The sequence below is a fragment of the Comamonas trifloxystrobinivorans genome, from assembly GCF_043359985.1.
Lineage (GTDB): Bacteria > Pseudomonadota > Gammaproteobacteria > Burkholderiales > Burkholderiaceae_C > Comamonas > Comamonas trifloxystrobinivorans.
The window spans coordinates 31075-52108 of sequence record NZ_JBHZGV010000024.1 but is presented as its reverse complement, the minus strand read 5'-3'; the positions used below and the strand labels follow the sequence as shown (position 1 = coordinate 52108).

The 21034-nt window shown below is 58.2% G+C and carries 22 protein-coding genes; 11 read left to right on the top strand and 11 right to left on the bottom strand.

The features are described 5' to 3' along the window. Positions 1-38: 38 nt before the first annotated feature. On the bottom strand, positions 39-977 hold the full coding sequence (locus tag ACFIQF_RS22405; RefSeq protein WP_393945876.1) for a LysR family transcriptional regulator: 939 nt from the start codon (positions 975-977) through the stop codon (positions 39-41). Positions 978-1120: 143 nt separating this feature from the next. Between ACFIQF_RS22405 and ACFIQF_RS22400 the strand changes: the two genes are divergently transcribed. From ACFIQF_RS22400 to ACFIQF_RS22350, 11 genes are all read left to right on the top strand, one after another. After that, positions 1121-1822, top strand: coding sequence for a pirin family protein (locus ACFIQF_RS22400; RefSeq protein WP_393945875.1), 702 nt, complete (start codon positions 1121-1123; stop codon positions 1820-1822). 155 nt (positions 1823-1977) lie between these two features. After that, positions 1978-2385, top strand: coding sequence for a DoxX family protein (locus tag ACFIQF_RS22395; RefSeq protein ID WP_393945890.1), 408 nt, complete (start codon positions 1978-1980; stop codon positions 2383-2385). Positions 2386-2574: 189 nt separating this feature from the next. Continuing rightward, positions 2575-5238, top strand: a complete 2664-nt coding sequence (locus tag ACFIQF_RS22390) for a winged helix-turn-helix domain-containing protein (RefSeq protein ID WP_393945874.1) — start codon at positions 2575-2577, stop codon at positions 5236-5238. A gap of 489 nt (positions 5239-5727) precedes the next feature. Then, entirely contained in the window at positions 5728-6786 is a 1059-nt protein-coding gene (locus ACFIQF_RS22385; protein ID WP_393945873.1) for a phosphotransferase family protein, read from the top strand. Between the two features lie 14 nt (positions 6787-6800). Further along, positions 6801-8048, top strand: a complete 1248-nt coding sequence (locus ACFIQF_RS22380) for an acyl-CoA dehydrogenase family protein (protein ID WP_393945872.1) — start codon at positions 6801-6803, stop codon at positions 8046-8048. Positions 8049-8092: 44 nt separating this feature from the next. Further along, a complete protein-coding gene (locus ACFIQF_RS22375; RefSeq protein WP_393945871.1) occupies positions 8093-9091 on the top strand; it encodes an NAD(P)H-dependent flavin oxidoreductase in 999 nt (332 codons plus the stop codon). A gap of 2 nt (positions 9092-9093) precedes the next feature. After that, entirely contained in the window at positions 9094-10695 is a 1602-nt protein-coding gene (locus tag ACFIQF_RS22370; protein WP_393945870.1) for a class I adenylate-forming enzyme family protein, read from the top strand. A 17-nt stretch (positions 10696-10712) separates the two neighbouring features. Next, entirely contained in the window at positions 10713-11519 is an 807-nt protein-coding gene (locus ACFIQF_RS22365; protein ID WP_393945869.1) for an enoyl-CoA hydratase/isomerase family protein, read from the top strand. 9 nt (positions 11520-11528) lie between these two features. Then, on the top strand, positions 11529-12041 hold the full coding sequence (locus tag ACFIQF_RS22360) for a MaoC family dehydratase (RefSeq protein ID WP_393945868.1): 513 nt from the start codon (positions 11529-11531) through the stop codon (positions 12039-12041). Continuing rightward, a complete protein-coding gene (locus tag ACFIQF_RS22355) occupies positions 12038-13012 on the top strand; it encodes an NADPH:quinone oxidoreductase family protein (RefSeq protein WP_393945867.1) in 975 nt (324 codons plus the stop codon). The genes ACFIQF_RS22360 and ACFIQF_RS22355 overlap by 4 nt, the downstream gene beginning before the upstream one ends. A gap of 131 nt (positions 13013-13143) precedes the next feature. Beyond that, positions 13144-14451 (top strand): MFS transporter, encoded by a 1308-nt coding sequence (locus ACFIQF_RS22350; RefSeq protein ID WP_393945866.1) that lies wholly within the window; start codon positions 13144-13146, stop codon positions 14449-14451. A 354-nt stretch (positions 14452-14805) separates the two neighbouring features. Here the strand turns inward: ACFIQF_RS22350 and ACFIQF_RS22345 are convergent, their stop codons facing one another. The 10 genes from ACFIQF_RS22345 to ACFIQF_RS22300 form a co-directional block, all read right to left on the bottom strand. Further along, positions 14806-15552, bottom strand: coding sequence for a sulfurtransferase (locus ACFIQF_RS22345; RefSeq protein ID WP_393945865.1), 747 nt, complete (start codon positions 15550-15552; stop codon positions 14806-14808). Between the two features lie 249 nt (positions 15553-15801). Continuing rightward, a complete protein-coding gene (locus ACFIQF_RS22340) occupies positions 15802-16167 on the bottom strand; it encodes a hypothetical protein (protein WP_393945864.1) in 366 nt (121 codons plus the stop codon). Between the two features lie 481 nt (positions 16168-16648). Further along, positions 16649-17011, bottom strand: a complete 363-nt coding sequence (locus ACFIQF_RS22335) for a hypothetical protein (protein WP_393945863.1) — start codon at positions 17009-17011, stop codon at positions 16649-16651. Further along, a complete protein-coding gene (locus tag ACFIQF_RS22330; protein WP_393945862.1) occupies positions 16980-17435 on the bottom strand; it encodes a hypothetical protein in 456 nt (151 codons plus the stop codon). The genes ACFIQF_RS22335 and ACFIQF_RS22330 overlap by 32 nt, the downstream gene beginning before the upstream one ends. A 132-nt stretch (positions 17436-17567) precedes the next feature. Then, positions 17568-17933 carry a hypothetical protein gene (locus ACFIQF_RS22325; RefSeq protein ID WP_393945861.1) on the bottom strand — a complete coding sequence of 122 codons (366 nt, stop codon included), beginning with the start codon at positions 17931-17933 and terminating at the stop codon, positions 17568-17570. 263 nt (positions 17934-18196) lie between these two features. Then, complete coding sequence (locus ACFIQF_RS22320) at positions 18197-18652, bottom strand: NTF2 fold immunity protein (RefSeq protein WP_393945860.1); 456 nt, start codon at positions 18650-18652, stop codon at positions 18197-18199. A gap of 99 nt (positions 18653-18751) precedes the next feature. Then, positions 18752-19147, bottom strand: coding sequence for an ankyrin repeat domain-containing protein (locus tag ACFIQF_RS22315; RefSeq protein ID WP_393945859.1), 396 nt, complete (start codon positions 19145-19147; stop codon positions 18752-18754). 67 nt (positions 19148-19214) lie between these two features. Next, on the bottom strand, positions 19215-19502 hold the full coding sequence (locus ACFIQF_RS22310; protein WP_393945858.1) for a hypothetical protein: 288 nt from the start codon (positions 19500-19502) through the stop codon (positions 19215-19217). 672 nt (positions 19503-20174) lie between these two features. Further along, positions 20175-20408, bottom strand: a complete 234-nt coding sequence (locus tag ACFIQF_RS22305) for a hypothetical protein (RefSeq protein WP_393945856.1) — start codon at positions 20406-20408, stop codon at positions 20175-20177. A gap of 238 nt (positions 20409-20646) precedes the next feature. After that, positions 20647-21033 carry a DUF4288 domain-containing protein gene (locus ACFIQF_RS22300; RefSeq protein ID WP_393945855.1) on the bottom strand — a complete coding sequence of 129 codons (387 nt, stop codon included), beginning with the start codon at positions 21031-21033 and terminating at the stop codon, positions 20647-20649. Position 21034: the final 1 nt, after the last annotated feature.

Genomic DNA, 21034 nt, shown 5'->3' with positions numbered 1-21034 from the left:
ATCTTAAATCGCTGGCGGGCACAGGCCACAGCGTGTTTTCAGCCCACATAGTGGTTGTTCAGCAGCGATTCGCGCGTAGTGGGCGATTGCAGCTGGTCCAGCCACCATTGCAGAGCCTTGCCGGGCGCAGTGTTGCACCAGGCGTAGCGCAGTTTGATTTTGCGCGGCGGGCGCATCAGCTCGCGCTCTACCAGCTGGCCGCTGCGCAGGTAGGGCAGGGTCATGTTGTCGGGCAGAAAACCGCCGCCAATGCCGCGCAATTGCGCTTGCAGTTTGGCTTGCATGGTGTCGACGGTGAGCACGTCTTGCCCGTTGAGCACGCCCATGGTCTGGCCATGGCCGCTGCGCGAGGAGTCGGCCACGGCGATGATGCGGTGCTGGCGCAGCACGTCGTCGCTGATCGGCTGCAGCTCGTCGGCCAGGCGGTGGTGCGGCGCCACCACGTAGCGGAAGGTGATGTCGCCCAGCTCCAGCTGCTGCAGACCGGAGACGTTGGAGGCATCGACCGCAATGCCAATGGCCAGATCGGCCCGGCCGGAGGTGAGCGCCTCCAGCGTGCCGGCCAGAATGCTGTCGATGATTTTCAGGCGCGTGGGCGGCGCAATGGCGTAGAAGGCTTCCACCAGCTCCAGCAAGGTGGTGCGCGAGATGACGCCATCCACCGCAATGCGCAGCTCCGGCTCCCAGCCGGTGGCCACGCGGCGCACGCGGTTGGCTACGGCATCCACCTCGTGCAGCAGGCGCGCGCCCTCGCGCAGCAGCTCTTCGCCGGCCTCGGTGGGGCGGGCCTGGCGGGCGCTGCGGTCGAACAGCAGCACGTCGAGCGCGTCTTCCACCTGACGGATGCGGTAGGTCAAGGCGCTGGGCACCAGGCCCAGTTTGCGGGCGGCGGCGGCAAAACTGCCGGTGTCGGCCACCAGCTGCAGCAGGGCCAGGGTGTCGGGGGTGAGTACGTCGCGGTCGCGCAGGCGGGCCATGGCAGGGCTTTCTCTAGTCGCTCAGAATTTTTGAATGATGCCATCAAACCGGCTGTCACACAGGCGAGGCGCGCAGTTTTACAGTAACGGACATGGTGATGAACAGCCCATATCGGTGCTGTTTCACAGACAGGAGATCAAAAATGTTGATGGTTCGTAAATCTGCTGATCGTGGCCATGCCGACCATGGCTGGCTGCGTTCCAATCACAGCTTCTCGTTCGCGGGCTACTACGACCCCCGCTTCAACGGCTGGGGCAATCTGCGCGTGATCAATGAGGACCGTGTGGCACCAGGCAAGGGATTTGGCACCCATGGCCACCGCGACATGGAAATCATCAGCTACGTGCTGGACGGCAATTTGGCCCACAAGGACAGCATGGGCAACGTCGAAGGTCTGCCACCCGGCGAAGTGCAGCGCATGAGCGCCGGCACCGGTGTGCAGCACAGCGAGTTCAACCATGCTGAAGGCCAGGAGACGCATTTTCTGCAAATCTGGATCGAGCCCAGCAAGCGCGGCATTGCGCCAAGCTACCAGCAAAAGGCTTTTACCGATGCAGAAAAACGCGGCAAGCTGCGCCTGGTGGTGTCGCCCGACGGCGCAGACGGCTCGCTCTCGATGACGGCAGACGCCCGCATGTACGCCGGCTTGCTGGACGGCAGCGAAACCGCCGAGGTGGCCATTGCGGCCGGCCGCAAGTCTTATGTCTATGTGGTCAAAGGCCAGGTGTCGGTGAACGGCACGCCGCTGCAAACCGGCGACGCCGCCTACATGGACAACGAAACCGCCGTCAAGCTGGACCAGGCGCACCAGGCCGAAGTGCTGGTGTTTGACCTGGAGGCCTGAGCCAACTGACAGACTGCCAGCCAGCTGGCAGTTCTGTAAAAACGCCGGGCGCCACGCGCTCGGCATCCCGGCCTACAACCCGTTCACGATCGGCTCGCTACGCTGTGGTGAGCCGATCCTAAACCGGTGGTGGCATTCAAAAAGACAAAGAAAACATCATGAACGCACTGCAAAACCCTCTGGCCCTGCTGGGCCGCATTCTGATTGCCTGGTTTTTTATCATCCCAGGTATTGGCAAACTGACCGGCTTTGCCGGCGCCGTGGGCTACGCCAAATCGGCAGGCATGCCGCTGGCAGAAGTGGGAGTGGCCATCGGCCTGCTGATCGAGATCGGCGGCGGCCTGGCCCTGCTGCTGGGCTGGGGCACGCGCTATGCGGCTGCGCTGCTGGCCTTCTTCACGCTGGTGGCCACCTTCATCTTCCACGCCTACTGGAGCGTGCCCCCCGAAGCCGTGGCCGTGACCAAGCTGCTGTTCAACAAGAACATCGCCATCGTAGGCGGCCTGCTGGCTTTTGCCGCCTTCGGTGCCGGGGCTTGGAGCTTGGACGCCAAGCGCCGGTAATACCGGGGCCCAGTCTCTGCGCAATCCTTTGCAAAAAACCGCTGCCCGAGCAAGGCAGCGGTTTTTTGTTTCTGGCGGGAGCCGCGTTGGCTCCCCGTCACCTAAACGAGCGACTGTCTGCACCACCCATGGCACCATAGCGTGAGTCGAGTGTGTGCCAATCCATAAATAAAGACAGAGACAAGCTCAGTGACCGAGACAAGCCATACCACGCCCCGGCTGGAGCCAGGGCGAATCGAACGGACCCATTTGCTGGCGCGCCTGAGCGAGGCGCGGCACAAGAGCTGTGTGCTGATCCACGGCCAGGCGGGCAGCGGAAAAACGTCGCTGGCGCTGCAGTGGCGGGCGCAGGCACTCACCTGGGGGCACGATGCCGCCTGGGTGACAGCGCAGCCGGGCGACGATGGGCAGGCGGTGCTGACGGCCTTTTTTGCCTCGTTCGACCGCATTGACCCGGAGATTGCCCGCGAGGCGCGCCTGCTCGCCAACCGGGGCAGTGGGGCGCGGGCCGACGCTATTGCCATCGCCTTGCTGCGCGCTTTTCTGGCACGCAAGCGCCCGTTGCAAATGGTGATCGACGATTGGCAGAACGTGGAGGACGAGCACGCCCAGCGCGTGCTGCAGACGCTGCTGGATTTTGCGCCGCCGGCGATGCGGTTTGTGATTGTCTCGCGCAGCCTGCCGCCGCTGTCGTTTGCGCGCCTGCGCGACCAGGGCCTGCTCGAAGAAATTGGCCCCGGCGAGCTGCGTTTCACGTTGGACGAGGTGCAGAGCTTTTTGCAATCGCGGCAACTGCGCACGCCCAGCGCGGCGGTGGCGCGCCAGTTGCTGGAGGTGACCGATGGCTGGGCCGCCGGTTTGCAATTGCTGGCGCTGCAGCCGCGCGCACCGGCCTCGCCCGTGCAGAACGCACAAGACTTTACCGCCTACTTCAACCGCGAGGTGCTGTGTCGTGTAGACAAGGCCGAGATCGACGCCATGACGCGGCTGGCCGCGGCGCGCTGCTTCAACCAGGCTTTGGCCATTGCAGTGGCAGGCGAAGAGGTGGGCGCCGTGCTGCTGGAGCGCTTGCAGCGCGAGAACCTGTTTGTCTTGCCTTTCCAAGAGAGTGCCGGCCAGGGCTGGTACCGCTTTCACCCCTTGTTTCGCGAGCTGCTGCTGGCGCGCTTTGCGGCCTTGCCGCAGGCCGAGCGCCAGCAAACCCATGCCCGCTTGGCGCAGTGGCTGGGTGCCCGCAAGCATTTGCGCGATGCCGTGCACCATGCGGTGGAGGCGGGCGAGCCGGCGCAGGCGGCCGACTGGGTGGAGCGCTGGGCGCGCGAGCTGTTTTTGAATGGCGAGCTGCAGCAACTGGTACGAGCCGTGTCCGAGCTGCCGCGCTCCATCGTCAACACCCGGCCGCCCTTGCTGCTGTGGTGGGCCTGGACGCAGCTGTGCTACTACCAGTTTGCCGCCTGCCACGAGACCTTGGCCGCCTTGCGCAGCCAGCTGCGGCCGGCCGACCACGAAGGCCGCGCCCACTATGTGCTGCTGGCTTTCTCGCTGGCTTTGCAGCAGGACGATCTGCGCACTGCCCAGGCTTTGCTGCCCGAGCTGATGGCCATCCAGCAAGGCGACGACGCGGTGCTGGTAGGCGGCAAGCGCAACCTGCTGGGCTGGATGTACGCACACAGCGCCGAGTACGAAAAAGCCCGCGAGGTATTGCAAGGCACGCCGCCTTTGCGCGAGGACGGTGCGCCGCTGCTCGATTCGGCCTTTGGCTATTTGATGACGCAAGCGTTGCGCGGCCTGTCCTGGCTGTATGCAGGCGATGTGCGCAGTGCTGAGCCGGTGTTGCGCGATGCGCTGGCGCAGTCCGAAAAAGCGCTGGGCCGCTATAGCGAAATGGCCTGCAACGCCGCCGCCTACCTGGCCGCCGTGCTCTACGAGGCCAACGAGCTGGACGAGCTGCGCCAGTTGCTCGACGGCCGGCTCGACACCATGGAGCGCGTGGTACTGCCCGATGCGCTGGTCACGATCGCGCTGGTCTGCTCGCGCCTGAGCCGGAACGACGGCAACCCGCGCGAGGCCCTGGAAGGCCTGGCCCGTGTCGAAGAGATTGCCCAGCGCCGCGAGCTGGACCGCTTGCAGGCCTTTGTCTTGAGCGAGCGCGTGCGCTGCCTGATGCAGATGCAAGACATGGCGGGTGCGCAAAATGTACTGCAGCAACTTTGGGCGCTGGCGCAGCGCCAGGGCGACAGCGCGAGCCCGGTGAGCCTGCGCATTGGCGGCGTGGCCCGCTACATCCAGGCGCTGGTGCACGATGCGCAATTGGAAGACCGCGCCGCGCTGGCCGACCTGGGCGAGCGCGGCCGCGACGACACACCGCTTTTGCAGCGGCGCGACCACTGCGCCACGCGTGTGCTGCGCGCCTTGCTGCTGCAGCGCCAGGGCCGGAACGACGAAGCGCTGGAGGCCATGCGCGAAGCACTGCTGCAAGGCCACCAACTGGGCCTGGTGCGCACGGTGCTGGATTTTGGCGCACCCGCGCTGGCCTTGGCGCAAGCCTGCGTGCAAGCGCATGGCGCGGCCGACCCGATTTTGGCCTTTTATGTCGACCAGTTGCAGCAACAAGCCTTGCGCTACCAGACCGCCAGCAAGGCGCCTGGTGCCCAGCTGGCCGAGCCCCTGTCCGAGCGCGAGCAAGAGATTCTGCGCGCCCTGGCCAGCAGCATGTCGAACAAACGCATTGCCCAGGTGCTGGGCATATCGCCAGAAACCGTGAAATGGCATTTGCGCAATGTCTACACCAAGCTGCAAGTGGTGGGGCGCGACGATGCGGTGGCGCGGGCACGGGATTGGGGTTTGGTTTAAGCGTTGCTGGGCGCAGCATGGCACTTTTTTGGGGTGAGATTGCGGCTCTTGTGCTAATTGCTTGCAGCAGCTGGCCGGACCTTGGCAGGCGCAAAGTGCAAAGGCACCGCCGTCATCCGAGCAATGAGCCGGTGGAAACCCGACCCACCCAGATCGGGTGGGGGTAGGTGGGGGCGGGGGGCTGCAATATCGGGCCAGAAACCAAGCAGGGGCGAAGGCAGCAAGCCAGCCCGGTAAAAAACCGAGACAGGAGACACACCATGAACCGATTCCCCAGCAGCACGCCTCCGCCCAGGCTGGCGTTTTTTTTGACGTCTGCGTTGCGTCGCTCCAGCCCGCTGCTGAGCGTTTAAACCCTCCGGCCATTGCCAAATCAGAGAACACCGCTTGCCCAGCGGTGGGGAGCAACTCGTCCCCAACTTGTTGCTGCCGCTCGGCACTCGGTGCCTGGCTTGGTTGGGCTGGCCTGTATTTGGAGAGCTTTGCCTTATGAATTCGCCTACCCCTGCTTCTGCCGCCGCGCTGGCGTTTGATCCGCAGCGGCTCGACCAGTTTTTGCGCGCCCAGCTGCCAGGGCTGAGCGGCGCCATGCAGTTGCAAGCCATTGGCGGAGGTCAGTCCAACCCCACGTTTTTTGTGAGCTATGGCGAGCGCCACATGGTGCTGCGCAAAAAGCCGGCTGGTGAGGTGCTGCCATCTGCCCACGCGGTAGACCGCGAGTACCGCGTGATGCAGGCTTTGGCCAACAGCACGGTGCCGGTGCCGCAAATGCTGCTGTTCCATGCCGACAGCGATGTGATTGGCACGCCCTTCTATGTGATGGAGCGTGTGGACGGCCGTGTTTTCGATGCCAACGATCTGCCCGGCATGGCGCCTGCCGAGCGCCGGGCTATTTATCTGGCCATGGCCGATACCTTGGCTGACTTGCATGCGGTGGATTGGCGCGCGGCTGGCTTGGAAGGTTTTGGCCGCGAAGGCGGTTACTTCGAGCGCCAGTTGCAGCGCTGGCAAAAGCAGTGGGATTTGTCGCGCATGCAAGCCAACCCGGCCATCGACGAGCTGCTCGTCTGGCTGAAAGCGAACTTGCCGGCGGATGACGAAACCACGCTGACGCACGGCGATTTCAAGCTGAACAACTTGCTTTTTCACCCCACGGAGTCGCGTGTGGTGGCGGTGCTCGACTGGGAGCTGTCCACCTTGGGCCACCCGCTGGCCGATGTGGCTTTCAACACCGTGGCCTGGCGTACCTTGCCCGAAGAGTTTGGCGGCTTGCGCGGCCTGGATCTGGCGCAGCTGGGCATTCCGTCTGAGCAGGATTACCTGGCGTACTACTACCAGCGCGCCGGCCGCACGCAGCCCGGGCAACAGGCCACGGCTTCCCACTGGGCCTTTGCCTTCATGCGCTGGGCCGTGATTTTTGAAGGCATTGCCGCCCGCGCTGCGCGGGGCAATGCCATAGCGAGTAACGCCGCCGAAGTGGGCGCTATCGGTGGCGCTTTGGCGCAGCGCGGGCTCGAAGCCATGCGCACCGCCATGCCTGTGAACTGACCAAGGAGAGTGACTTGAACTTCCAATACCCCGAAGAAACCCAGCAGATGCAGCGCAGCATGCGCCAGTTCATGGAGCGCGAGGTGCTGCCCCAGTACCAGGAGTACGAGCGCCTGGCCGCCAGCGGCGTGTACCCGACGGCGGTGGTCGAGCCGCTCAAGGCCAAAGCCCGCGCTGCCGGCCTGTGGAACCTGTTTTTGCCGGGCCTGCGCGACGACGAGCCGGGCACGCGGCTGACGAACATGCAGTACAGCCCGCTGGCCGAAATCATGGGCCGCGTGCCTTGGGCATCGGAGGTGTTCAACTGCAATGCGCCCGACACCGGCAATATGGAGCTGCTGCACCTGTTTGCTACGCCCGAGCAGCGCGAGCGCTGGCTGCAGCCGCTGCTGGAAGGGCAGATTCGCTCCTGCTTCTCGATGACCGAGCCCGATGTTGCCTCGTCCGACGCCACCAATATCTGCACCACGATCCGGCGCGAGGGCGACGAGTACGTGATCAACGGCCGCAAGTGGTTCACCACCGGTGCGCTGCACCCCAACTGCCGCTTTGCGATTGTGATGGGCGTCAGCAACGAGAGCCCAGATGCCGCCCGCCACCAGCGCCATTCGATGGTGATCGTGCCGCTCGACACGCCCGGCCTGCAGATTGTGCGCAACGTGGCGATCATGCACCACCATGCGCCCGAAGGGCATTGCGAGGTGACATACACCAACGTGCGTGTACCGGTGAGCCATTTGCTGGGCGAAGAGGGCGCCGGTTTTGCGCTGGCGCAGGCCCGCCTGGGGCCGGGGCGCGTGCACCACTGCATGCGCAGCATTGGCCAGTGCGAGCTGGCGGTAGAGCTGATGTGCGAGCGCGCCCTGACGCGGCGCGCCTTTGGCAAGCACCTGAGTGATTACGCCAATGTGCAGGATTGGATTGCGCAGTCGCGGGTAGAGATTGACCAGGCGCGGCTGCTGGTGCTGCAAGCGGCCTGGAAGATGGATACCTACGGCAACAAAGCGGCGCATGTCGATGTCTCGGCCATCAAGCTGGTGGCGGCGCGCTTGCAGACGCAGGTGCTCGACCGTGCCATCCAAGTGTTTGGCGCCATGGGCATTACGCCGGATACGCCGCTGTCGTACCTGTGGTCTTGGGGCCGGGCCATGCGCTTTTTTGACGGGCCGGACGAGGTGCACCTGCGCGCCATCGCCCGAGCCGAGCTGGCCAAGGCACGCGAGAACCTGGGTTCAACCGCCGCTTATTACAGCGCGGTCTGAGGTCTGATTCACCGCGAGATTTTCCCAACCACCGCACCATCACCATGAAAACACGCATCACCGAATTGCTGGGCACGCGCTACCCCATTGTCCAAGGCGGCATGCAGTGGGTCGGCACCGCCGAGCTGGCGTCTGCCGTCTCCAACGCTGGCGGCCTGGGCGTGCTGACCGCGCTCACCCAGCCCAGCCCCGAGGCACTGGAGCGCGAGATTGCCCGCTGCCGCGAGCTGACCGACGAGCCGTTTGGCGTGAACCTGACGATTCTGCCCTCGGTCAAGCCGCCGCCGTACGAGGCCTATCTGGACGCAGCCATTGCCAGCGGCGTGCGTGTGCTGGAGACGGCGGGCAACAGCCCGGTGGCGTTTATCGAGAAAGCCAAGCGCAGCGGGATGCGCATCGTGCACAAGTGCACCAGCGTGCGCCATGCGCTCTCGGCCGAGCGCAATGGGGTGGACGCCATCAGCATCGACGGTTTGGAATGCGCCGGCCACCCGGGCGAGGACGATGTGAGCGGCCTGGTGCTGATCCCGTTGGCCGTGCAGGCTTTGCGCATACCGGTGATCGCCTCGGGCGGCATTGCCGACGGGCGCGGCATGGCGGCCGCCATGGCGCTGGGCGCGGAGGGCGTGAACATGGGCACGCGCTTTTGCGCCACGCAGGAAGCGCCAATCCATGCAGACATCAAGCAAGCCCTGGTGCAGGCCAGCGAGCGCGACACGCAGCTGATCTTCCGCTCGTTTCGCAACACCGGCCGGGTGCTGAAAAACGCAGTCTCCGACCAGGTGGTGGCCGCCGAGCGCCGCCCTGGCGGCTGTGAGTTTGCCGAGATCCAGCCGCTGGTGGCCGGCCAGCGCGGGCGCGCCGCACTGCAAAGCGGCGATGTGCATGGTGGCCTGGTCTGGGCGGGCCAGGTGGTGGGCCTGATCCGCGATCTGCCCAGCTGCGAGCAACTGATAGAGCGCATGGTGGCCGACTGCCGCGCTGCACTGGCCCAGGCCAGCCAACGCGCCGCGCAAACCAGCGCCGTGGCCCAGGAGGCATGAGCATGGCGCAAACCCGACTGGAACAGCATTACGGCCAGCGCGTGGTGCGCTGCTTTGTGGAGCGGCCGAGCGATCTGCTCAGCCTGTGGCAGCAAACCGTGGAGCGCCGGCCCGATGCGCTGGCCCTGGTATGCGGCGCGCAGCGCCTGAGCTGGGCGCAACTGCACGAGCAGGTGATGCGCCTTGCCGCTGGCCTGCAAAGCCTTGGCGTTGGGCGGGGCGACCGCGTGGCACTGCTGCTGGGCAATGGCGTGGAGTTTGTGCTGGCCAGCTACGCCAGCCTGGCTTTGGGCGCGGTCGTAGTGCCGCTGAGCGTGCGCGAGCAAGCCGCCGGCATTGGCTACATATTGCGCAATTGCGGCGCGAGCGTGCTGGTGCACGAAGCAGCGCTGCAGCCGTTGGTAGACAGCCTGGTTGAGACGCCTGCGCTGCAACACCGCCTGGCCGTGGCCGGCCCTGGCGATGCGCCGAGCGCCGCACCTAATGCCTTCACCGCCTTGCTACAGCACGCGCCCTTGCCGGCCTGCGTGACCGTGCAGGAAGAAGACCTGGCCATGCTCGTCTACACCTCGGGCACCACGGGCTTTCCCAAAGGCGCCATGCTCACGCATCTGGGCATCGTGCACACCATCTTGCATTACGCGCTGGCGCTGGGCCTGGACGACCAGGTGCGCGGCTGCGCCGTGGTGCCGCTGAGCCATGTGACCGGGCTGGTCGCCATCATGGCGGTGACGCTGGGCTTGGGCGGCACGCTGGTGGTGGTGCCGCATTTCAAGGCGGCCGAGTTTTTGCCGCTGGCAGCGGCCGAGCGCATCAGCTTCAGCATCATGGTGCCGGCCATGTACCAGCTCTTGCTGCTGCAGCCCGATTTTCAGCAACACGATCTGTCGGCCTGGGCGGTGGGCGGTTATGGCGGCGCACCCATGCCGCCCGAGACCATCGACCGGCTGGCGCACTGGTTGCCGGGGCTGCGCCTGTCCAACTGCTATGGCGCTACCGAAACTACCTCGCCCGTGGCTGTGATGCCCGCACACCTGACCCGCGACCACCTCGACAGCGTGGGCCCGGCCTTGCCTTGCGCCGAGATCGCGGTGATGGACGAGCAAGGCCGCGCCGTGCCCACGGGCGAGATTGGCGAGCTGTGGCTCAAAGGCCCGATGGTGGCCCGGGGCTACTGGGACAACCCGCAGGCCACGAACGAGCAATTTGTAGGTGGCTACTGGCGCAGCGGCGATGTGGGCCGCATGGACGAACAAGGCTTTGTCTACGTGCTCGACCGGCGCAAAGACATGCTCAACCGCGGTGGCTACAAGATCTTCAGCGTGGAGGTGGAGAACACCTTGTGCGAGCACCCCGCTGTGCTGGAAGCGGCCGTCGTAGGCAAGCCCTGCCCGGTACTGGGCGAGCGCGTGCACGTGTTTGTTACCTTGCGCGATCAGCAATCTGCCGAGGCCGATGTCTTGCGCCGTTTTTGCGCCGAGCGCCTGGCCGATTACAAGGTGCCCGAGAGCTACACGCTCAGCCACCAACCACTGCCCCGCAATGCCAATGGCAAGTTGCTCAAGCGCGTGCTGCGCGAGGCCTTGCTGGCCAGCGCCGCCTGAGAGACAAGGAGACACCCATGCAAGAACCCGCTGCTTCCATCCATGCGCTGGAGCCCGGTATCGCGCTCTTACGCCTGGAGCGCCCCAGCCGCCTCAACGCGCTCAGCGTGCCCGATCTGCAGTCGGTGCACAGCCAGCTCGACCAGGTGTTGGCCGACCCCGCTTTGCGCGTGCTGCTGCTTACCGGCGCAGGCAAAGGCTTTTGCGCTGGGCTCAACCTGCAATCGCTGCTGGGCGAAGACGGCGCCATGCACGCCACGGTGCGCGAAAACATGGAACTGCAACACGCCTACGCCGGCCTGGTGCAACGCCTGCGCGATACCAGCGTGGCGGTGATTGCCGCCGTCAACGGCGTGGCAGTGGGCGCGGGCATGGCGCTGGCTTTGGCGGCCGATGTGCGCTTTGCGGCCGAGCAGGCTTCGTTCCACATTGGTGCCATCAAGATCGGTATCACCGCGGGCGAATGCGGCATCAGCTACCACTTGCCGCGCTTGGTAGGCGCTGGCCGCGCCTTTGAGCTGATGCTGACGGGCCGCCCGGTGACCGCAGACGAGGCCTTGCGCATTGGTTTGGTGGCCGAGGTGGTGGGGCAAGACCAGTTGCTGGAGCGCGCACTGCAATGCGCCCGCCAGATTGCGGCCAACGCGCCTTACGCCACGGCCCACACCAAGCGCCTGATGTGGCAAAACCTGGATGCCCCCAGCCTGCAAGCCGCCATTGAGCTGGAGAACCACGCCCAGGTGCTGGGCCTGATGACCGCCGATTTCCAAGAAGCCGTGCAAGCCTTTGTGCAAAAGCGCGCGCCGCAATTCCAAGCCCCTTGAGGAGACAAGATGGATCAGCTAGCCACAGAGCAAACGCGGCGCACGCCGGTTTGCCACGATGTCCCAAGCCTGCTGGCGCTGGTGGGCCAGCCGCTGTACTGCAGCCCCTGGCTGGAAGTGGGGCAGGAGCGCATCAACCGCTTTGCCGAGGCGACGGGCGATTTTCAGTGGATCCATGTGGAGCCCGAGCGCGCTGCGCAAGAGTCGCCTTTTGGCGGCAGCATTGCACACGGTTTTCTCACCTTGGCGCTGCTGGGCAAGCACTACGAAGACTTTCTGCCGCAGCTGCTGCCGTTTTGCGACATGGGCATCAACTACGGCCTCAACCGCGTGCGCTTTCTGCAACCGGTGCCCGCTGGCAGCCTGGTGCGCAGCCGTTTTGAGCTGGCCGACGTGACCGAGGTGCCAGGCGGCGTGCAAATGCTCTTCAACGCCACGGTCGAGCTGCAAGGCCAGAGCAAGCCCGCTTGCGTGGCCGAATCGGTGGTGCGCCGCATGTTCAAGAACGGAGGCCAGGCATGAAAGCATTGCTGTGCCAACAGTTTGGCCCGCCCGAGTTGCTGCAGGTTGAAGAGCTGCCCGCCTTGCAGCCGGCGGCGCACGAGGTGGTGGTAGATGTGAAGGCAGCCGGCATCAACTACCCGGACACACTGATCATCGAAAATCGCTACCAGATCAAGGCGCCACTGCCTTTCAGCCCTGGCGGCGAGTTTGCCGGCGTGGTGCAAAGTGTGGGTGCTGATGTGAGCGGTATCAGCGCCGGGCAGGCGGTGATCGGCTTTGTCGGCTGGGGCGCCTTTGCCGAGCAGATCTGCGTGCAGCCACCAGCGCTTTTCCCCATGCCAGCCGCTTTGCCTTTTGAGGTGGCCGGCTCTTTCTTGATGACTTACGGCACCGCTTACCACGCGCTGCGCGACCGTGCTGCGCTGGCCGAAGGCGAGACGGTCTTGGTGCTGGGCGCTGCGGGCGGCTTGGGCATTGCCTCCATAGAGCTGGCCAAGGCCCTGGGTGCTCGGGTGATTGCCGCAGCTTCGTCGCCCGAAAAGCTGGCCGTCTGCCGGGCCCACGGCGCAGACGAAACCATTGACTACGAGCGCGAAGACCTGCGCGAGCGGCTCAAAGCCTTGACCGGCGGGCGCGGAGTGGATGTGGTGTGCGACGCCGTAGGCGGCCGCTACAGCGAGCCCGCTTTGCGCAGCACCGCCTGGCGGGGGCGCTTCCTGGTACTGGGCTTTGCAGGCGGCGAGATACCGCGCATTGCGCTCAACCTGCCACTGCTCAAGGGCTGCGCCATTGTGGGCGTGTTCTGGGGCGATTACTTGAGCCGCGAGCGCGCCAACGTGGAGGCCGATATCACAGCCCTGGCCGCGCTCTACCAGGCGGGCCGCATCCGGCCCCTGATCTCGCAACGCTTCAGCCTGGCCGACACCCCGGCGGCGCTCCAAGCCATGCGCCAGCGCCAAGCCATTGGCAAAGGCGTGGTGCTGCCTTAGCAACCAGTTCTCTGTTTTTTCGGCGTTGTTGGCGACCCTTGTTTCAGAGGTTGCAGCGCCAGCTTACCCGTTCACCGCAGCGGCCTGTGGGTCGCATTTTCTTCCACGCAAACTTTCTGATGGGACGAACCATGACGAATGCACATTCTCTGAGCGCCGATGCCGCCTTGCCGGCCACCGAAAGCGGAACGCCTGCAGACGCCAAACGCGCTGCGGTGTCGGGCTTTGTCGGCACGCTGATCGAGTACTACGACTTCAGCTTGTACGGCTACATGGCGGTGGTGATTGCGCCGCTGTTCTTCCCCAGCGGCGACCCCACGGTCTCGCTGCTGGCGGCCTTGGCCGTGTTTGGCACAGCCTATGTGGTGCGGCCTTTGGGCGGCATTGTGTTCGGCCATATTGGCGACAAGTACGGCCGCAAAACCGCGCTGCTCGGCACCTTGGTATGCATGGGCATTGGCAGCACGCTGATGGGTTTGCTGCCGACGTATGAGCAGATGGGCTACTTCGCCACCGCCTTGCTGGTGCTGGTGCGCTTGCTGCAAGGCTTCTCGGCGGGCGGCGAAGTGGGCGGCTCGGCCACCTTCATCTCCGAATCTTCGCCGCCGCACCTGAAGGCCACGTTCGGTGCCTTCACGCCGCTGGGCTCGACCGGCGGTTTTGCGGTGGCAGCGGCTGTGGCTGGCGCGGTGACCGCCTTCACCACGCCCGAGCAAATGAGCAGCTGGGGCTGGCGCATACCTTTCCTGCTGGCTTTCCCGCTGACCTTGCTGTGTATCTGGGCGCGCACCCGCGTGAAAGAGACCTACCAGGACAAGAAAGAGAAGACAGAGCATTCGCCGATCAGCGCCATTTTCCGCTTTCAGGGCCGGGCGCTGGCGCAATCCACCGCCATCAGCGCTGCCACCAATGGCACGGCCTACATCGGGCTCACGTACATGAGCATCCACCTGGTCAAGCAGCTCGGCTACCCCGCAGGCAGCGTGTACTGGGTGGCAACGCTGGCGATTGGCTTGTCCGCATTGCTGATGCCGCTGGGCGGCTACATTGGCGACCGCATCGGCCTGCGCCGCCTGATGATGGTGGGCCTGATCGGCTACATCATCCTGACCTACCCGATGATGGGCCTGATGGAGCGCAGTCTGAGCGTGGCCGCCTGGGCCTATGTGGTACTGATGCTCAACACCGTGGCCACCCAGGTGAGCGCCTATACCTTGCTGCCGCAGCTGTTTGAGCCGCAGTACCGCTACACCGGCGTAGCCACGGGCTGGAACCTGGGCGTGATTGTGGCCGGCGGCACCGCGCCCTATGTGGCGGTAAAGCTGGTGCAGATGACCGAGAACAAACAGTCGCCTGCCTACTTTGTAGTGGCCGCCGCGTTGGTGGGGTTGGTGGCGATTCTGTCGGTACGGCAGAACCAGATGCGCGCCACTTCTTAAGCGCAGGCGCTGGTAAATGTGTGGGGCAGAGCAGGCTGGGTTCAGCCTGCTTTGCCCTTTTTGGGTTCATCACGGATTTGTGGGGCTGCGCTTGAGCGTCTTGGTTGAGCGGTATTGAAACAGCACCCTTTAGCAGAGTAGCTATGAGCCGGAACTCCGCTTCAATGGCAAGATGGCCGCTCAGGCGTAGATCGCATAGTCGCAGGCAGTACTTTGGTACGGCAAGACTATGGGAGTACGCATGAGTGGTCATATTGCCACTCTCAAAACGAAGACTCTGTACTAAGCACGAACGATGAGTTCGTCACTTAGCTTGCATACCCCTGTAACCCGTCATGAACCTTTTGGGTTTGCTTAACCCAGCTTCAGCGCCGTCTTGTGCAGCTCGTCATCCACGGCGCGGCGCTCGTCAAACACAAAACAGCTGCCCTGGTAGCCGCTGCCGTCGGTCTCTTCAAAGTATTTGAGAATGCCGCCTTCGAGCTGGTAGACGTTCTCCACGCCTTCTTCCTGCATCAGGATGGCGGCTTTCTCGCAGCGGATACCGCCGGTGCAATAGCTGACCACGGTTTTGCCCGCCAGATCGGCCTTGTGGGCGCGCAGCTGGGCCGGGAACTCGGTGAACTTGCGAATGCGCCAGTCGATAGCGCCAACGAATGCGCCTTCGTCCACCTCGTAGTCATTGCGTGTATCCAGCGTTACCACGGGGCGGCCTGCGTCGTCGTGCCCCTGGGCCAACCAGCGCTGCAGATCGGCCGGTTTCACCGAAGGCGCGCGCCCGCTGGCCGGGCGGATCGCCGGGTGGTCCATGCGGATGATCTCGGGCTTGACCTTGACCAGCATTTTGCGAAAAGGCACTTGCTCCGACCAGCTCTCCTTGGGCTGCACATCAGCAAAACGCGCATCGCTGCGCAGCGCATCCACCCAGGCGTGTACCGCCTCGGCCGGGCCGGCCAGGAAAAAGTTGATGCCTTCCTCAGCCAGCAACACTGTGCCCTTGAGCGCCCAATGCGCCGCCCGTTCGGCCAGCAGCTCGCGCAGCTCGGCAGCGTCGGGCAGGGGAACGAACTTGTAGCAGGAGATATTGAGAATGGCGGGCACGGTAGCTTGGTCCGGGGCTGACAAATGGATAGCGGTTAGCGCTGGCTGGCCCAGCGCCGGGCGGCCATTTTAGCGAAGAACGGGTGGTGAGCTTGGCGCTAGCGCCTTGAAGCGCGTTGGCTGCTGCGCTGCTGGCTTAGGCGCTGTTATTGGATTAGCGGCGATAGGGCAGGGAGCCACTTGTGGGCGCTCGATACTGGCTTTTGCTTGCAGGCCAATGAGACGTGTTTGTCTGCGCAGGCCCGGGGTCTAATTTTCTTCACGATTTTTCAATTTCTTCAAAAAAGCATCAGCCGTCAATATTGATCCATGATCATCATCAACAAGCGCAGTGGTGCCATTGGGGATATGGCCCATGAAGTTTTCAAGAATCTCATCGCCCTTCCATTCTATGATGTAAAAAACTGGTTTCTCAATGATTGATTTTACTTTGCCTATTTCGTCATCATCGAATTCAAAATATACTGAATCGTCTTCAATGACTGAAATCCATGCATCACCAATGGCCAAATTGTATTGATTGAATTCATATATTGCATCGCCGCCATTTTGCTTGAAATAGCTAATGGGATCCCAGTTTTCGGCTTTGCTTTTTATGAGAATAACTGTATTCATGGCCTGGCGCCTTGATTAATGTGTTTTCAATGAATTGCTGCGCTGAGTCGAAGAGTTGAAGGTCTTGTGTTTGGGTTGTATTGGATTTCTAATAGACTTTTGCGTTATTAATTAAAAGCTGCATTTAAATCGTTTAAGAAATCAAAGCTTGTGCACTTTAGTGATCCTTGGTATTGGGCTGTGAGGACGCCATCATTGGTTATGTTTGATGAGTGTTTGGCATCAATAGGCCATTCGTTTAGCCAAACTCTTGCAATCTTTTCATTTGAAAGTTTGAATTCCTTCATATGATTTTCTATCCACGTCTATGTCCAATGGTGGAGGGTTGTAGATGAGTCTTGTTTTTCTGACTTTCAGGATAATTCTTAGCGCAGACAATAGATTGTCAAAAATTGAAACCGTAGTCGACACGTGTTATTTTGATGAATCAAGTATGAACCGAGCTTGTGTTAGCGGCTCTTAATGTGTTGCGGTATGATTGTTAATCAAATGGTGATTCAAATATATCTAATTCATTCTCGTCAAATCTCATGCTCGAAGCGACAATTAAAAATTTACTATTTGATGATGAAATAACAAAAATTGATGCAATATTTATTTTCTTTCCAAGAATTTTTTCTATTTCAAGTTGTTCGATAATTGTTGGCTCGGATATTTGAATTTTCTTCATTGTTCTTGGAATTGAGATATATTCAACACCTGTGAGCAATAAGTCTATATTTGTATTGTGCGTTTCATTTTTTGGGCTGCGGATTAGTAATGATCCATGGCTCACTTTGTATTCCCAGAACTGAAAAGTTCTATCGCTAATTTTATTTAAAAGGATTTGGAGCGTGTTGTCCATTTTCCCAAAATTGCAAACTATCCCAATACTGAGGATTTCTATTTATCTGTAGCAACTCCCAATCGGTTGCCCCACCACATCCTGCAGAAGCTCGTTGAACACCATTCCATACATTGACGCCATCAAGGTTAAAATGAACTGGTTGACGAGGATTTAAAAGAGCATCTGTAACCCCAGACTTCCATTGCATTGGATTTGGTAAATATTTCCAAGTCATTGCCCCTCTGGCTTGTGCGAATTCGTCAAGGTGTTCATTTATTCCTAGTGCAAATGGTCTAATGTTCGCAGAGCAATAGGCACCCGTTTCAACAGCCTCCGTGATTCCCGCAGCCACCGGCGTCATCCTGGACGCATACATGGGAATCTGGGCAAGCAGCGGATTCACTGGTGCTGCAGCCACCAGCGTGCCATTGACCCCCGACATCTCATTGATGAGTTGGACTATCGCAGGGCCGTAGCGGTAATACTGGCTTTGGCCGCTCGTTACAACTCTGTTGGCGACAACAACTCAGCCTCGCTGCATCAGTAGAAATGAACGAGTATTGTCCTGCAGCTGTTATTTATATAGGATTTTCATATCCTTCCAATGGTCAAGGCTAAAGAAAACATTGGGAGCATTTTTGGGAGAATTGATGATTATTGAGTCTGGCGTGATTAAGATATCCAGGTGTTCTTCACCTTGAATGGAATAAATTTTATCACCAAGAGATTGGTTACTGCTGACTGCTTTCTTTTGGGCGTAAACGTTTTTCACAACAGCTGTTGTTGCACCACAATCTCTCTTGGTTAAATTCAAGGTTACCAAGCCGTTTTCAGAGTTTATTTTTTCATAAATATTCTCGCTACAATCCATTTCAGAGAAGATGGGGGAGCAGGCGCTCAAGAGGATGAGGGGCGGTAAGATGGAGTGAACAAATTTCATTGAATGCCATGCCTCTGTGAAATCTATTTCATCATTGATTTGGGCTTGTTCATCTGAATCATCCCTGTAAGCGTGTTTTCGTAAGAATGCTGAAACTGAAATAAGTTGCGGTCTGCAGTAAATCGTCTGAATTATCCGTCTTGATGTCCGGAGTCGCTATTTCACCATTTTCATATAGACCCTGGTTGTTTGTAAATTCACTACCTTAATAGCTATTCAGACAAATTTGAGTAATGCGCGTCTACATACTAACACGCTGTAAATTATTTTCCGTGCGTAACGCGAATAATTCTTCCATCCACCTTGGAAAGGTAGACTTCAAATGTTCCGCCCAGGAAGTTCGGAGGGATGGTTCCTGAAATTTTCCAAACTTCACCATTAAGCGCTGCTTGGAAGGGTTTTTGCGCATCAACTCTAGCATCTCCATATATTTTTTTGGCAATCAATTCTGCCATTTTCATCGCTATTTCTTCATCTGATACAAAACCATTTTTTGGTACATACGAATGGCCATCATCGATATCAATATATGAGTTTTTTGCCAAAAACAAAGTTGCAACGAGGCACAGAAATACGAACGACAGCGATATAAGTACTTTGAATAAAATTTTTATTTTTATATGACTATTGGATTTGCTAAATGATTCTGACATATTGATTCGCTGCTGGTTGGGGTAGCGAAGGTCGAATATCGCTTTCAGTGTAGCTTGGAACAGCACTTATAGAGCACTTTCAGCCTATAACCCAAAGCTCTCTTCTTGACCCACTGGAAAGTGCACTAGATATACATTCGGTTCCGACATTACAAGCCTCATCGCTTACAGTTCTTTTTTATCTTGCTGAACTCTGATTAGGTCTTGTAAAGACTCATCGTCACCAATGTAGTCAAGGGGTGTATCGCCATAGTCATTTTTTTTCAATAGGCTTGCGCCTGCTGAAATTAGTATTTTTGCCATTTCTTTATTTTTTCTAATAATCGCATAGTGCAGAGGGGAATTTCCATTGTCTCCTTCAATATCAATGTTCAATACATATAGTATCATCGCCTTAGCTGCTTCTAAGTCTCCATCAAAAGTGGACATGTGGAAAGGTGTATCTCCATCTGGGCCATGGACCTCTGGAGAGGTTAAACTTACACCTTCAAACATATCTACTTTTGAATACTTGTCTAGTGCTAATTTTAGTTTTTTATCAGCAATTGTCTCCGCATTCATCTCTAAGCCTCTCAAGGATACGATCAAGATTCGCTTGATCTAATGCATTAAAAAGTTGCATTCAATCTTAAAAATATGGCTCTCCACTGGGCCACTCAATATTGTTGTTTTCCAAAATACCACGTAGAAGATCATCGATAAATTGAATTGCAATTTTCATGGAATCAATAAAATCAATTCCTCGAATGGGTTCGATATCTTCAAAGAGGCCTTCGATAACCACCGGGCAAGCCGCTTCGATGTTGCTCAAAACCCAATATGGGGCACCTATTTTTATAACAATCGCTGTTTTTTTATTTAAATCATTTTTATCAGAGACAAACAATCGACGCTCCGCGATATAAGTGATTTTCATTTTCTATAAATGTCAATGGCAATTTTTCAAGCAATTTGTATAGACCTTCGCGGCGTTTGCATAACAAAGGCTTCTTGCTCGTGGTTTATTGGGTATCTAGTAAATTTAGAATCATGCGGAAAATATGCTATTGCAACTCTGTCTGTTTTGAGATGTTGTCGCAGATTTTTGATCGCTTATCTCTAAAGGAAACGACTTCAAACAGCCAAAAACAAGCAAACCCGATTGATAAACCTATTGGTGTTGATGTCCAGTTTACAATCATTTGTATGATATTTAATTGCTCATCTTTTCCATAATTTACTCCACTTCCAAGATATGGGGATAGCAATTGAGCAGCACTGAACAGATCTTTTGCATATATATATTAATATATCTCCGTATCCATTGCGCAGAGATTACTGTTGCTGATAAAGATGCTATTGAAAATATTAAAAATCTAGAAATTATTTTTATCATGGTTATTTGATTGTGATCGTTCTGAAATATGGTTTGACATTTTTGGGTGTTTGATTTTAGTTTGATGTATTTTGTGGAAAACTAAGCTGGTTTGTATCAGATTGGTGCAGTGCTGCTCGTAGTGGATAAAAACGCAGGCACTAATAAAAAAACCACCTGAACCCCAGCCGTTGCGGCTGACATGGGGTTGTAGGTGGAATTTTGTTTATTAAATCATTTTTGATGCTCTGATGTATTTTTCTCTTGCTTGAGCTTATGTCGCTTCTTCATCTGATGATGAATCATCGAAAGATGACCAAAGACAGCTAGCGATAAATGCAAAACAAAAATACCAAATAACCCAATTAATGTCGCGCCCCACCGCGTGTAATCGGGTGTGAACGCTTTGTATAACCAAAGCCAAAATAAAAAATATAAAGCACCATAGAAAATAGTAAATCCTGTCATGCGACTATCTCCGGCAGCTGCACTTCTCTGAGTCGCTTGTCAAGACCGTTCCACCATTTAATTTTGGTGCTAGCCATCTGAATACAGGGGTGGGGTTTGTGCGGTATGTCAACCCAATACGTTGATGGCAAGCTGAGTTGATCCAAATTTTTTGAGCGAGGCCCCATTCTTTTTAAGAATGCATGAATAAATGTGAGTATATAAATTTTTAATGGCGCACTTATCCGGGGTAAAGTTGTCAATTTGTTGCGTCATCCCAATATTTGATGCTCACAGCATTTCCTGCTGCAAGTGATTTGGCTACACCCATATCCGCAACTTCATAATATGAGTGTGTTAGTTCTGTCCCATCTCCTGGTCTATCCATATCTATATCCAATGGCGATGGATTATATATGGATCTGATTTTTCTAACACCTAAGAAAATTCTCTCTGCAGGCAATCCGTCATATAAAATGTCATCCTCAGCCGATGCATGTTCTTTTCCTATTTTTTTTGCTTTTTCCATTGCGGCAATATGCGAGTCAGCCTCTATTAAGAAAAAATCTTCAAAAACAGGCACAACATCTTGCTTGCCAATTTTTAATTTGACTGCACTAATTAAGCTTGCGGTGTACCAAGTCATA